The organism is Nocardiopsis aegyptia, assembly GCF_013410755.1.
Lineage (GTDB): Bacteria > Actinomycetota > Actinomycetes > Streptosporangiales > Streptosporangiaceae > Nocardiopsis > Nocardiopsis aegyptia.
On sequence record NZ_JACCFS010000001.1, the window covers coordinates 3,523,525 to 3,536,499 of the forward strand.

General features: G+C 73.3%; 11 protein-coding genes and 1 pseudogene. 5 read left to right on the plus strand and 7 right to left on the minus strand.

Features of this window, described 5'->3' with window-relative positions; translation table 11 throughout:
* Positions 1–84 precede the first annotated feature (84 nt).
* Together HNR10_RS15830 and HNR10_RS15835 are read left to right on the plus strand one after the other, a co-directional pair.
* The gene (locus HNR10_RS15830) at positions 85–819 is read left to right on the plus strand and encodes a response regulator (RefSeq protein ID WP_179824379.1); all 735 of its coding nucleotides are present in this window, start codon (positions 85–87) and stop codon (positions 817–819) included.
* A 262-nt stretch (positions 820–1,081) separates the two neighbouring features.
* Complete coding sequence (locus HNR10_RS15835; protein ID WP_179824380.1) at positions 1,082–2,098, plus strand: alpha/beta fold hydrolase; 1,017 nt, start codon at positions 1,082–1,084, stop codon at positions 2,096–2,098.
* Here the strand turns inward: HNR10_RS15835 and HNR10_RS15840 are convergent.
* Both HNR10_RS15840 and HNR10_RS15845 read right to left on the minus strand, forming a co-directional pair.
* Complete coding sequence (locus HNR10_RS15840) at positions 2,024–4,006, minus strand: helix-turn-helix domain-containing protein (protein ID WP_179824381.1); 1,983 nt, start codon at positions 4,004–4,006, stop codon at positions 2,024–2,026. The genes HNR10_RS15835 and HNR10_RS15840 overlap by 75 nt on opposite strands.
* The gene (locus HNR10_RS15845) at positions 3,991–4,824 is read right to left on the minus strand and encodes a 3-hydroxybutyrate dehydrogenase (protein ID WP_179824382.1); all 834 of its coding nucleotides are present in this window, start codon (positions 4,822–4,824) and stop codon (positions 3,991–3,993) included. The genes HNR10_RS15840 and HNR10_RS15845 overlap by 16 nt, the downstream gene beginning before the upstream one ends.
* Positions 4,825–5,063: 239 nt before the next feature.
* Here HNR10_RS15845 and HNR10_RS15850 point away from each other — a divergent pair, with 239 nt between their 5' ends.
* On the plus strand, positions 5,064–6,299 hold the full coding sequence (locus tag HNR10_RS15850; RefSeq protein WP_179824383.1) for an extracellular catalytic domain type 1 short-chain-length polyhydroxyalkanoate depolymerase: 1,236 nt from the start codon (positions 5,064–5,066) through the stop codon (positions 6,297–6,299).
* Positions 6,300–6,317: 18 nt separating this feature from the next.
* Here the strand turns inward: HNR10_RS15850 and HNR10_RS15855 are convergent, their stop codons facing one another.
* The 5 genes and pseudogenes from HNR10_RS15855 to sigK all read right to left on the minus strand — a co-directional run bounded on the left by HNR10_RS15855 (position 6,318) and on the right by sigK (position 10,534).
* On the minus strand, positions 6,318–6,551 hold the full coding sequence (locus HNR10_RS15855; RefSeq protein WP_179824384.1) for a hypothetical protein: 234 nt from the start codon (positions 6,549–6,551) through the stop codon (positions 6,318–6,320).
* Positions 6,552–6,762: 211 nt separating this feature from the next.
* Positions 6,763–7,248 carry a MarR family winged helix-turn-helix transcriptional regulator gene (locus HNR10_RS15860; protein WP_218897800.1) on the minus strand — a complete coding sequence of 162 codons (486 nt, stop codon included), beginning with the start codon at positions 7,246–7,248 and terminating at the stop codon, positions 6,763–6,765.
* A 99-nt stretch (positions 7,249–7,347) separates the two neighbouring features.
* Positions 7,348–8,993, minus strand: a pseudogene (locus HNR10_RS15865) (AMP-binding protein).
* A 195-nt stretch (positions 8,994–9,188) separates the two neighbouring features.
* Positions 9,189–9,932: an anti-sigma factor gene (locus tag HNR10_RS15870; RefSeq protein ID WP_179824386.1), complete on the minus strand. Its 744-nt coding sequence runs from the start codon at positions 9,930–9,932 to the stop codon at positions 9,189–9,191.
* A complete protein-coding gene (gene sigK, locus HNR10_RS15875; RefSeq protein WP_218897802.1) occupies positions 9,929–10,534 on the minus strand; it encodes an ECF RNA polymerase sigma factor SigK in 606 nt (201 codons plus the stop codon). Before sigK ends, HNR10_RS15870 begins: the two co-directional genes overlap by 4 nt.
* A gap of 148 nt (positions 10,535–10,682) precedes the next feature.
* Between sigK and HNR10_RS15880 the strand changes: the two genes are divergently transcribed.
* Together HNR10_RS15880 and HNR10_RS15885 are read left to right on the plus strand one after the other, a co-directional pair.
* The gene (locus tag HNR10_RS15880) at positions 10,683–12,446 is read left to right on the plus strand and encodes a molybdopterin-dependent oxidoreductase (RefSeq protein ID WP_179824389.1); all 1,764 of its coding nucleotides are present in this window, start codon (positions 10,683–10,685) and stop codon (positions 12,444–12,446) included.
* A gap of 110 nt (positions 12,447–12,556) precedes the next feature.
* On the plus strand, positions 12,557–12,892 hold the full coding sequence (locus tag HNR10_RS15885) for a hypothetical protein (RefSeq protein ID WP_179824391.1): 336 nt from the start codon (positions 12,557–12,559) through the stop codon (positions 12,890–12,892).
* Positions 12,893–12,975 lie beyond the last annotated feature (83 nt).

Below are 12,975 nucleotides of genomic sequence, written 5' to 3' on the forward strand. Positions count from 1 at the left end.
TCCCCGCACCGTTCGACGCCCGGCCGAGCCCGGGTCGTCCGTGGAGTCCGCCCCCGGCTGTGACACGCGAGGAAGGCAACCGCCGTGAGCCCGCACCCCCCGAGTCCCGCCCCCTTCCCGGCCACGGACGCCCCCGCACCCGTCGACATCCCGCAGACCCGGCCGATCCGCGTCCTGGTGGTGGACGACCACGCCCTCTTCCGGCGCGGGCTGGTCTCCGTCCTGGACGATGAGGAGGGCATCGACGTCGTCAGCGAGGCCGGCGACGGGGAGGAGGCGGTCCGCCTGGCCACCGAGCTGCGGCCCGACGTCGTCCTCATGGACGTGATGATGCCGCACTCCAGCGGCATCGACGCCTGCCCGCGCATCCGCGAGGCGGTACCGCACGCCAAGTTCGTCATGCTGACGATGAGCGACGAGGAGTCCGACCTCTTCGACGCCCTCAAGGCGGGCGCGACCGGCTACCTGCTCAAGGAGATCTCGGTGACCGAGGTGCCCCGCGCGGTGCGCACCATCGCCGAAGGGCAGTCCTTCATCAACTCGGCCATGGCCACCAAGCTCATCGGCGAGTTCGCCGAACTCGCCAAGCAGGAGAGCTCCCCGCCCAGCCGCCCGGCCATGCCCGACCTCACCCCCCGCGAGACCGAGGTGCTCAAGCTCCTCGCCCGCTCGCTGAACAACCGGGAGATCGGCGAGCGCCTGTTCATCACCGAGAACACCGTGAAGAACCACGTGCGCAACATCCTGGACAAGCTCCAGGTGCACTCGCGCACCGAGGCCGCCATCTACGCGGTCCGGGCGGAGTACGTCAAGAACTGACCGCGGTCCCGTTCCTCCGCGCACCGCCCCCCACCACCCGGGCCCGCCCCGAGCCGTCGCCGAGCCTCCCCCGGACCCGCCACGAACCTCCCCCGGACCCGCCACGTGGACTCGTCCCACCTTCACGGCCCCCACCCTGTGCGCCCGAGGGATATCCCCCGGCGCGGCCGGCTCCTAGCATCGGACCGACACCCCGCGGGGCGGCCCCGTCGCCCTCCCCGCGTGTCCGACCGGCTCTCAGGAAGCGGAAGGCGGTCCAGCGATGGCCACCACGTCCACCACGTCCACCCCGGCCTGGCGCGACGGTGACGAGTACACCGTCCCCGTCCCCGGCGGCGACCTCGCCGTCACCCGGTGGGACGCACCCGCGGATCCGCCGTCGCCGACTCCCGTCCTCGCCGTCCACGGCATCACCGCCAACGGCCACGCCTTCGCCCGCCTCGCCGCCGAACTCGCCGCCCGCGGCGGACCGCCGCTCATCGCCCCCGACCTGCGCGGCCGGGGCCGCTCCCCCCTCCCCGGCCCCCACGGGCTCGGTGCCCACGCCGACGACCTCGTCGCCGTCCTGGACGCCGCCGGAATCGAGCGCACGGTCCTGGTCGGCCATTCCATGGGCGCGTTCGTCTCCTGCCTGACCGCCGTCCGCCACCCCGACCGCGTCGCCGGCCTCCTCCTGGTCGACGGCGGCCACGGGCTCCCGCTCCCACCCGCCACCCACCGTCGCCCTGCAGTGCGCTCCGCGCGGGGACGGGCTACCGCCCTCAACGGAGAGCCTTCGGCTCCAGCCTCTTCACGCGACACCGACATCGACGCCGTCCTCGGCCCGGCCATGGCGCGCCTGCGGATGACCTTCGAGGGGCCCGACGACTACCGCGGCTTCTGGCAGCGCCACCCCGCCTTCACCGGTCGCTGGAACACCTGGGTGGACCACTACGTCCTGCGCGACCTCGTCGGCACGCCGCCGCACACCCGCTCGGCCTGCGACGAGGAGGCCGTCCGCGTGGACGGCGCCCAGGTCCTCGCCGACCCCGAGGTCCTCGGCGCCGTGCACCGCCTGCCCTGCCCGGCGCGCCTGCTGTGGACGGCGCGCGGGCTCATGGACGAGTCACCCGGCCTCTACACGCCGGAGCGCCTCGCCGGACTCCCCGACGACCTGGTCACCGTGGAACTGCCCGACGACAACCACTACAGCCCGCTGTTCTCCTCAACCGCCGCCCTGCTCGCCGAGCAGGTCCACGCCCTGGCCGAGCAGACCGTGCAGGTGCAGGGCGAGCTGTAGCTCCAGCGCGCGGTCGGGGCGCTGCCAGTCCGTCCCGATGAGCTGCCCGATCCGCTCCAGGCGCTGCGCCACCGTGTTCACGTGGATGTGCAGGTCGTCCTTGGCGCGCGACAGGTTGCCCCCGGCCGCGAAGTAGGCCCCCAGCGTCTCCACGAGCAGCGTGCCCCGCTTGGCGTCGTACTCCAGCAGCGGCCCCAGCGTCGCCGACACGAACCCCGGCACATCCCGGTCCTGGCTGAGCAGCAGCCCCGGGAACCCCAGGTCGTCGGTGGTGGCGACATCGCCGTCACGGCCCAGGGCCCGCAGGGTCTGCAGACAGCGCGACGCCTCCGCGAACGCCGACAGGAACGACCCCGGGCCGTCCGTGGGCCCCGCCAGCCCCGCGGTCACCGGCCCGTTGGCCGCCGCCGACAGCTCGCCGACCACCCGGCGCCCCGCCTCGGCGGGATCCTCACCCGGCAGCGCCAGCACCAGGCGACCCGACCGGTGCCCGGCCAGCCCGCCCGTCGTCTCGGCCACGTGCGTGGCCGCCGAGCGCAGGCGCGCCGGATCGGCTCCGGGCGCCTCCGCCACCACCAGCACGTAGGGCGCGTCCAGGTCGGCGTGCAGCGGCGCCGCGCGCTGGCGCAGCGACTCCGGATCCCGCGCGGGGACCTCCAACAGCTCGTTGAGCAGGTCACCGCGCACCCGGTGCTCGGTCTCGCTCACCGACCGGCGGATGAGCAGCAGCAGGGCCGTCACCATCGCGGCCCGCTCCAGGACCCGCTGGTCGGTCTCGTCCAGCGCCGCCCCGTGCAGCACCAGCGTGCCCAGCGACTCGCTGCCCGCCGTCGCCGACGCCACCCACGCCTCCCCCGCCCGGACCGCGCGCCCGCTCGACAGGGCGGTGCGCACCGCCTCGACCAGCTCCTCCTCCGGCAGCGGCCCCGCCCCGCCGTGGTGGCGGTCCTCGACGACCGTGCCCTCGGGGGTGGCGCTCACCGACACGTCGGAGGTCTGGTCGTGGATCAGCACGGAGCCGCCCAGCACCTCCGCGATCGCCGCCGCGACCTCGCGCACACCGCCGCCCCGCAGCACCAGGTCGGCCAGCCGGTCGTGCGCCGCCGCCGACCGCTCCACCGACGCCGTGTGCCGTTGCAGCCGCTCGTTGACGGTGTGCAGCTCGTCCAGGGCCCGGCGGGTGTCGTCGATGAGGTTCGCGCTGTCGATCGCGATGGCCGCGTGCGTGGCCAGCGACGACAACAGCGCCACCTCCGAGTGGGCGAAGGGGCGCTCGCTGCGGTTCGCGGCGAACAGCACGCCCACGTCGCGGCCGTTCATCTTCAGCGGCACGCCCAGGATGGCGACCAGCCCCTCCTCGCGGACGGCGTGGTCGATGTTCTCGGTGTGCTCGAACCGGGGATCGGCGAAGTAGTTCGCCGTCACGTAGGGCAGCGCCGTCGTCGCGACCAGACCGCCCAGCCCCTTGCCCGAGGCCAGGCGCAGCCGCTGGAAGGACGCCGACACCGACCCCGACGTCACCCGCATGTACGTGCCGCCCGCCTCCGGGTCGCTCAGCGTCAGATAGGAGACGTCGCAGTTGAGCAGGTGCCGGGCCCGCTCCACGATCGCCTGGAGCACCCGGTCCAGGCTGCGCATGCCCGCCAGGTCGTTCGCGGTCTCGAACAGCGCGCTCAGCTCCGACTCGCGGCGCTGGCGGTCGCGCAGCACCGACCGCACCCGCAGGGCGGTCAGCTTCGCGTTCTCCAGCGCCGCCACGACGTCCGGGTCGGCGCCCTCCGCGCGCGCACGCAGCACCGGGCGCTCGTACTCCACCGGCGGCGCGTCCCGGAGCAGCAGGTCGAGGAAGAACGCCTGGTCGTCCGGGTCGCCCTGCGGGGCGGGGATCGTGTTCAGCTCGCGCTCCATCCTCCGTCGACGGCCAGCGACGCACCGTTGACGAACGACGCGTCGGCACTGCAAAGGTAGACCACCAGCTCGGCGACCTCCTCCGGTTCGATCAGCCTCTTCATCGGGGTGCGGGCCAGCAGGACCTCGGCCAGGACCTCGTCCTCGGGGACGCCGTGCGCCCGCGCCTGGTCGGCGATCTGGCGCTCCACCAGGGCGGTGCGCACATAGCCGGGGTTCACACAGTTCGACGTGACCCCGTGTTCGGCGCCCTCCAGCGCGACCACCTTGGAGAAGCCCTCCAACCCGTGCTTGGCGGTCACGTAGGCCGACTTGAACGGCGACGCGCGTAGCCCGTGCACGGAGGAGAGGTTGACGACGCGGCCCCACCCGCGCTCGTACATGTGCGGCAGGGCGCCGCGGACCACGCGGAACGGCGCCTCGACCATCAGTCGGAGGATGAGGGAGAAGCGCTCGGGCGGGAAGTCCTGGACGGGAGCGACCGTCTGCACACCCGCGTTGTTGACCACGATGTCGGCGCCGCGCCCGGCCTCCTCGGCGGCGTCGAGGTCGGACAGGTCGATCTCCAGGGGTTCGCCGACGCCCTGGTCGGCCAGCGCGCGCAGGCCGGGCCCGTCGAGGTCGGCCAGCCGGACGTCGGCCCCCGCCGCGGCCAGGCGCAGCGCGCACGCCCGGCCGATTCCGCGCGCCGCCCCGGTGACCAGGGCGGTCCGGCCCGTCAGGTCGACCCAGGCGGTGCGCTGGGCGACCGAGGGGGAGGCGGCGGGCGGCGGGGGGATCCGGCCAGGCGCGCCCGGCGGGTACTCGTGCGTCGTCATGTCAGAAAACTAGGCGGGGCCGCGCGGAGCGTGGATAGGCCGGTCCGACACAGGTCGTGGGCGACTCATGTGGACGCCGCCCATGTGTCCGCGCACGGCTGTGGAGATCCCACGCCTGACCTGGGAGTGATCAGGGTCTCGCTGACATGTCGCCCACGTCACACCGGCACTAGTCTCCGGCCACGGAGTTCGTCCGAAGCTCCCCCCGCATTGTTCGGACCCACCCCCCGGAGGCACTCTTGCACCCCCCGACTCCGACCCTCCGACGGCTCGCCGTCGTCCTCACCGCCCTGACCGCCGTCGTCGCGACGGTCGCGGCCGTCCTGCTCACCGCCGCCCCACGGGCATCGGCGGCCACACTCACCCCCGTCAGCTCGTTCGGCACCAACCCCGGCAACCTCGGCATGTACACCTACGTCCCCGACGGGCTGCCCGACGGCGCGCCGCTCGTCGTCCTCCTGCACGGCTGCACGCAGAGCGCGGCCGACTACCACGCGAACTCCGGCTGGGCCGAGTACGCCGACAGCGACGGCTTCGCGCTCGTCTACGCCGAGCAGAAGTCCGCCAACAACGCCAACGCCTGCTTCAACTGGTTCGAGCCGGGCGACGTGGCCCGCGACTCCGGCGAGGCCCGGTCGGTGCGCTCCATGGTGGAGCACGCCGTCGCCGCCGAAGGCCTGGACGCCGACCGCGTCCACGTGTCCGGGCTCTCCGCCGGCGGCGCCATGGCCGGTGAACTCCTCGCCGCCTACCCCGACCTCTTCGCCGGCGGCAGCATCGTGGCGGGCATCCCGGTCGGCTGCGCGGACGGCATGGTCGACGCCTTCACCTGCATGAACCCGGGCAAGACCAGGACGCCGGAGCAGTGGGGCGACGCCGTGCGGGCCAAGAACCCCGGATGGAGCGGGCCCCTCCCCCGCGTCGCCGTCTGGCACGGCACCGCGGACTACACGGTCGCCCCGGCCAACGGCGCCGCGAGCGTGAGCCAGTGGACGAACGCGCACGGGCTGGACGGCGCCGCCGACGCCACCGAGCAGCTGCCCGGCGGGACCACCGCCGACTACCACGGCGGCACGGCGGCCACGGCGGACGTGGCGCACTTCCGGGTGTCCGGCATGGGGCACGGGACGCCCGTGGACCCTGGGCAGGGCTGCGGAACGGCCGGGGCCTACTTCCTGGACGCCGTCTGCTCCACCGGGTACACGGTCGACTTCTGGGGGCTGGGCGAGGTCACCGACCCCGACCCCACCGGCGATCCGGACCCCACGCCGAGCCCGACCGAGGACCCCGAGCCCGGTGAGTGCGTGAAGTCGAGCAACTACGACCACGTGCGCGCGGGCCGGGCGGTCCAGCGCTCGGGCCTCACCTACGCGGTCGGTTCCGACGACCCCCTCGGCCTGTGGAACGTCTTCGTCACCACCGCGCTGACCGAGACCTCGCCCGGCTACTGGGAGCACACGCCCGGCGCCTGCTGACACCGGTCGCGGCGGGGGTCAGGTGTCGCTCCCGCCGCGGGCCAGCCGCCCGAAGTGGGCGACCGTCGCCCCCAGGGCGAAGTGCGCCGCCTGGTGCTCGGTCATCGGGACGAGCCCGGCCGGCACCTGGACCTGGAACGGGAACTCCTCGTCCGGGCGGATGCGGAAGTCGTCGATCACGCCCTGCGACAGCAGCATGGTGAGAGCCTCGCGCACCTGCCCGCTGCGGTTGTCCGACGCCCAGATGCCCATGACCCCAACCTAGGGCATCTTCCACGGGCGGACGGGGGATTCGGCGTACCGGGCCGGCCGGCCGTGTCGGCCGACCGGCCCGGAACGCGAGCGCGTGCGGGCGGACGGGTCCGCCCACACGCGGTGAGGACGGGCACGACCCCCGTGGCACCCGTCTCCGCCGTCGTCGCGTCCGCCACCCACCCCCGGTGACGGCCGCCGCGACGGGGTCTCAGCCCTGACCGGGCAGGCGGGCCTCACCGGCGAGCACGTTCTCGGTGAGGCGGCGCAGGGACAGCCGGGTGGCCTCGAACTCGTCCGAGGGCAGGGCGATGACCTCGCCCACCGCCTCGGGAACGCCCTCCGCGAGCTCCCGCAGCCTGACGCCCTCCTCGGTGAGCGTGACCCGGACCGAGCGCTCGTCCCCCGGATCGCGGTCGCGGTTGACCAGGCCCCTGGTCTCCAGCCGTTTGAGCAGCGGGGTGAGCGTGCCGTAGTCGAGCTGGAGGACCGCACCGATGTCCTTGACCGGGCAGTCCCGCCGCTCCCACAGGAGCATCATCACCAGATACTGGGGATACGTCAGATTCATCCGCTCCAGGAGCGGACGATAGAGGTTCGTGACGGCACGCGACGCGGCGTACAGCGCGAAGCACATCTGCTCGTCGACGGGTGGGAGAGGGAAGTCTCCGCCAGGGGTGGGAGCTTGCTCGGACATCGGGCACATCGTAGTAACCGAGTGCCCGATGTCAAAGACCACAATTGCCTCGGGAACGAGGAATCGTCGGGAAACGTCGTGCCGCGCGTCGTGCCGCCCCTACCGCGGCGCGGTGTCGGTCGGCAGCCGCCGCTTCACCACCTTGCCCGTCGCGTTGCGCGGAAGCTCGTCCAGCAGCACCACGTCACGTGGCACGGAGAACCGGCCCAGCTCCTGGCGGACGAGCAGCCGGACCTCGTTCGGATCGACCTCCCTCCCCTCATAGGGCACCACGAACGCGGCGAACCGGTGCCCGAACTCCTCGTCCGGCACACCCGTCACCACCACCTCGCGCACCGCCGGCAGGGTCACGATCAGCTCCTCCACCGGCCGGGGGAACACGTTCTCCCCACCCGAGATGATCATGTCGTCGTCCCGCCCGGCCACGTGCAGCAGCCCGTCCCCGTCCACGTGGCCGCGGTCCCCGGTCGCCATCAGGCCGTGCGCGACGTCCCTGGTCCCGCCGGTCGTGTACCCCTCGAACAGCATCTCGTTGCCGACGTGGATCGACCCCTCAGTCCCCGGCGGGACCTCCACCCCGTCCGCGTCCAGGACCGCCAGCCGCGTCCCCAGAGGAGGCCGGCCCGCCGTGGTCGGCGACCGCCGCATCTCCTCCGGGGTCGCGATGGTCGCCCACGACACCTCGGTCGAGCCGTACAGGTTGTAGAGCACGTCCCCGAACTCGTCCATGAACTCGGTGATGAGCTTCGGGCTCATCGCCGAACCGCTGCACGCCACGACCCGCAGCGACGACGTGTCGTACCTCGCCCGCACCCGCGGCGGCAGGTCCATGATCCGGCGCAGCATCACCGGCACCGCGAACACCGCCGTACACCGGTGCTCGGCCACCGCCCGCAACACGTCCTCCGGGTCGAACTGGCGGCGCATGACCAGCGTCGCCCGCATCGACATGCCCAACTGCACCCCCGCCAGGCCCCAGGTGTGGAAGACCGGCGCCGCGACCAGGATCCGGTCCGACGACCGCAGCGGAATCCGCGACAGCACCGACGCCGCGTCCTGCGGGCCCTTGGGCGTGGGCCGGCGGGCACCCTTGGGCGTACCCGTGGTCCCCGACGTCAGCACGATCAGCCGTCCCGGACGCTCCGGCGGGGCCGGCTCCTCCTCGGCCCCGGTGAGCTCCCGCGCCCGCCACGGCACACGCGGTCCCCCACGGAGGTCTCGCCCCAGGCCGTGAACCGCGGGACCCGGGCGGCCACCCCCTCGTACAGGTCCTCGAACTCGGCGTCGGCCACCAGGGCGGCCAGGTCGTGGTCGGCCGCCGCGGCCGCCAGCTGCGCGGGCGCCAGCCCCGTGTTGAGCAGGACGCAGTCCGCGCCCAGCCGGCCGCACGCCGCCATCGTCTGCACGAACGCGCCGTGGTTGCGGCACAGCACCCCCACGCGCGCCCCGGGCCGCACCCCGGCCCGGGCCAGCTCCACGGCCAGCAGCCGGGCGCGCAGGTTCATCTCGCGGAAGGTCGTCGGCCCGTTGTCGTCGATGACGGACACGTGGTCGGGCACGCGTTCGTTCGCGGCCGCGTAGGCGCCCGCCACGGTCGCGCCCCAGGTCCGCAGGGCACGCAGCTGCCGGAGGATCCGGTCGGGCCGACCGGCACTGAGGACCCCGGCCCTGACGAGGACGCGAACGGTCCGCAGGGTGCGGCGCAGGTTCGCGGGGGCGGGCGGGTGGCTGACGTCAGGCGCCATGATGTCTCCGGGAGGACGGGGACAGGCGAAGCGCTCCGCGCCGGGTCGCGGAGCCCTCGCCTGGTCGCTCCGCGGAGTACTGCGACCGTAGGAGACGGCCGCACCCCCTGTCTTCCCCGGAGCGTGCGCCGTCACTCCCGCGTTGTTGTCATCCCGGTGAGTTCACCGATGGGGCGGGGCCGCCGCCCCACCGGCTCACAGGTCGAACTTCATCGGCTGCCCGCTCGGCTCCGGCATACCGCCCTCCGGCTCCAACGAGACCCCGACCTGGACCGGCGACCCCATGTCCTTCGCCATCCCGGAGTGCAGGCCCTCCTCCGTCGGCGTCAGCATCCCGGCCGACCGCATGTCGTCGTCCGGGTCGACGTACCACATCTGGTACGCCATGCCCTCCGGTGCGTCCGGAAGCCCGTCCACGACGAACATCAGCGCGTCCATCTCGTAGGACGTGTAGGCCGTCGCCCGCGCCCCCTCGCCCAGCGGACCCTCGTGGATGCTCGTGTCCGGCGCCGACAGCAACGCCTCGACCTGCGACGACTCCTGCCGCATGTCGTCCATGCTGCGTTCCATCGACCACAGGCCGGCCCCCAGGACGACCGCGGCCAGGGCGCACGCGGCCGTCAGCAGCCAGGGCATCCTGCGGCGCCACCGCAGGCGGGCGGAGAGTTCGGTGACCGTGCCGTCCGGGGCGGGGACCTCCACCAGCGGGGCCTCCTGACGGGTCCGCTCCGCGGCGGCCCGCACCCGCGTCCACACCGCCTCCGAGGGCCGGTCCGACTCCGCGTACGCCAGACGCACGAGGGTCTCCCGGAACTCCACGAGGTCGCGCCGGCAGTCCTCGCACTCGGCAAGGTGCCGCTCGGTCGCCACCGCCTCCTCCGGGTCCAGACCGTCCACGGCGTAGCCGGCGATCAGCCCGTGCGCGCAGTTCTCACTCATACGCTCACCCCCAGGCAGTCGCGCAGCCGGATCAGACCGTCGCGCAGACGGCCCTTCACCGTGGTCAGCGGGACATCGAGCAGGTCGGCGGCCTCACGCTGGGTGTAGCCGGTGTAGTAGGTCAGGCGCACGGCGTCGCGCTGCAACTCGGTCAGCCGGCGCAGACAGCGGCGCACCTTCTCCCGCTCCAACCGGTGCTCCACCTGTTCCGAGACCCCGTCGGCCGGGGTCTGCTCCGGTTCGAGCCGGCTCGCGGCCGAGACGCGCGCCGCGGCGGCCTCCTCCGAACGGACCCGGTCCACCGCCCTGCGGTGCGCGATCACCAGCACCCACGAGCGCACGCTCCCCCGCTCGGGGTCGAAGCGCGCACACTGGCGCCACACCTCCAGGAACACCTCCTGCGTCACCTCCTCCGCCTGTGCCACGTCGAGCAGGACCCGCCGCACCACGCCGAACACCGGTCCGGACAACTCCCGGTAGACGCGCTCGAACGCCGCCAGGTCACCGACCGCCGCCAGCCGCAGCGGAGCGGCCAGACCGTCCTCCGGGGGCGCGGCCCCGTGCTCGGAACCGCCGTCCGCGGCGGCTCCGACGCCTCTCAACCGATCCACTGCTCACCGACCCTCTCCCTGTGCCGTCACCGTCCATTCGGCGCCGACCGCCGCGGGGCGACGGCCGACCCCGCAGACGTTTACCGTTTCGTGACCGGGATGACGGTCTCCCTCCCATCATCGGCCCCGAACCCAGGGCATGTTCGACACCACCCGCACCACAGCCCGGGTACCGGCCGCCGTCGCGGGCCTCGTCGCCGCCGGCGCCGCGGTCTCCGTGGCCGAGGTCGTCGCCCTCGTCATGGGCCGGTCCGACGTGACCCCGCTGCTGGCCGTCGGCGACGCGACCGTGGATCTGACACCTCTGCCGGTCAAACAGTTCGCGGTGGACACGTTCGGGACCGCCGACAAGCTCGCCCTGTTCATCGGGATGGGCGCGATCATGGTGGCGGCCGCGGCCCTTCTGGGGGCCGCCGCCGGACGGCGCCGCTCGATCGGCGGGGTGGGGATCGCCGCCTTCGCGGTCGTGGGGCTGGCGGCCGTCCTCACGCGGCCGGGTGCCGGTGTACTCGACACCGTGCCGACCCTGGTGGGGATCGCCGCCTGCTACCTGGTCCTGACCCTGCTGCTGAACGTCGGCGCGAGCTACGCACCCGGGGGCGCTCCAGGGGAGCGGGCCGACAGCGGTGCCCTCCGTAGGGACGGCGGGGCCGGTGGGACCGGCGGGGGCAGCGGTGCCGCTGCTGTGGACGAGGCCGGTGGGGTCGCGGTCGAGGACGCTGACCCGGGGGTCGTCCACGCCGGTGGTGCCAGAGGTGACGGCGAGGCCGATGGCGCGGAGGAGGCCGAGGAAGCGGAGGACCACTCCCCCGGATTCGACCGGCGCCGCTTCGTCCTGGTGGCGGGGACGGCGGCGGCCCTCTCGGCGGGCGCGGGCACGGCCGCCCGGATGCTCGCGGCCTCCGGACCGGGCACGCGAACCGGGGTGGGCGACATCAGCCTGCCCCGACCCGCCGATCCGGCCGCGCCCGTACCGGACGGTGCCGACCTGGAGCTCGACGGCCTCTCCTCGTTCTTCACCCCGAACGAGGACTTCTACCGCATCGACACCGCGCTCTCCGTTCCCCGGCTGGACGCCTCGACCTGGTCCCTCCGGATCCGCGGGAACGGGGTGGAGGAGCGGACCTACACCTACAACGACCTGCTCAACCGGTCCGACCTGGTGGAACGGGACATCACCATCGCCTGTGTCTCGAACCCGGTCGGCGGCGACCTGATCGGCAACGCGCGGTGGATCGGCATCCCGCTGAGGACCCTGCTGGAGGAGCTGGGCGTGGTTCCGCCGTCGCGCGGCGGCCCCGCCGACCAGCTCGTGTCCCGTTCCTCCGACGGCATGACCATCGGCACGCCCGTCGAGGACGTCATGGACGGGCGCGACGCGATGCTCGCCCTCGGGATGAACGGTGAGCCGCTCCCCTACGACCACGGATTCCCGGTGCGCATGGTCGTGCCGGGCCTCTACGGCTACGTCTCGGCGTGCAAGTGGCTCGTGGAGATGGAACTGACCACGTTCGACGCCTTCGACGCCTACTGGGTCCCGCGGGGCTGGTCGGCGCGCGGCCCGATCAAGACCCAGTCCCGCATCGAGACCCCCAGGGACGGCGGCGCGCTCGAAGGCGGCACCACCGTGCCCGTCGCAGGGGTGGCCTGGGCACAGACGACCGGTATCGACCGGGTCGAGGTGAGCATCGACGGCGGCGAGTGGCGGGAGGCCGAGCTCGCCGAGGAGGACACCACCGACACCTGGCGCCAGTGGGTCTACCAGTGGGACGCCGAACCGGGCGACCACGAGATCTCGGTCCGGGCCACCGACCGCGACGGGGACGTCCAGACCGACGAGCACGCCCCTCCGGCGCCGGACGGCGCCACCGGCCGGCACACGGTTCAGGTCACCGTGGCCTAGGCCAGCACCACACCGGACTTCCCGTGCCATGAGCGCGGGAGCAGCCGGCCGCAGCCATGGCCGGCACCGCACGCGACACAACAACCGCACACGAAACAGAGGGCCGACTGATGAACGCACCCAGCACGAAGACGCTCCGCCGACTCCTCGCCGCCGGAGCCATCTCCCTCAGCGCGGTCTTCGCGCTCGCCGCCTGCAACGACGCCGCGTCGGAGGAGCCGACGGTGGAGTCCGAGGAGATGGAGGAGGAGGGCATGGAGGAGGACGACTCCATGGAAGAGGAGTCGATGGAGGACGAGGGGATGGAAGAGGAGTCCATGGAGGAGGACTCCATGGGCGACGAGTCCATGGACGACACCGACATGGAGGAGGACTCCATGGAGGAGGACATGGGCGACGAGGAGATGACGGAGGACGAGGAGATGATGGAGGACGACGAAAGCTGATCCGCCACCTCTGAACGGACCCCCAGCGACGCTCCCCCTCGCCACCCCCGGCGAAAGACGTGCCCGAGTCGCGGTCCCCCAGG

Bases quoted from the DNA above. Each gene is read 5' to 3' on its own strand.
- HNR10_RS15835 (WP_179824380.1), top strand. From the start codon at position 1,082: ATGGCCACCACGTCCACCACGTCCACCCCGGCCTGGCGCGACGGTGAC.
- HNR10_RS15840 (WP_179824381.1), bottom strand. From the start codon at position 4,006: ATGGAGCGCGAGCTGAACACGATCCCCGCCCCGCAGGGCGACCCGGAC.
- HNR10_RS15845 (WP_179824382.1), bottom strand. From the start codon at position 4,824: ATGACGACGCACGAGTACCCGCCGGGCGCGCCTGGCCGGATCCCCCCG.
- HNR10_RS15855 (WP_179824384.1), bottom strand. From the start codon at position 6,551: ATGGGCATCTGGGCGTCGGACAACCGCAGCGGGCAGGTGCGCGAGGCT.
- HNR10_RS15860 (WP_218897800.1), bottom strand. From the start codon at position 7,248: ATGTCCGAGCAAGCTCCCACCCCTGGCGGAGACTTCCCTCTCCCACCC.
- HNR10_RS15870 (WP_179824386.1), bottom strand. From the start codon at position 9,932: ATGAGTGAGAACTGCGCGCACGGGCTGATCGCCGGCTACGCCGTGGAC.
- HNR10_RS15880 (WP_179824389.1), top strand. From the start codon at position 10,683: ATGTTCGACACCACCCGCACCACAGCCCGGGTACCGGCCGCCGTCGCG.
- HNR10_RS15885 (WP_179824391.1), top strand. From the start codon at position 12,557: ATGAACGCACCCAGCACGAAGACGCTCCGCCGACTCCTCGCCGCCGGA.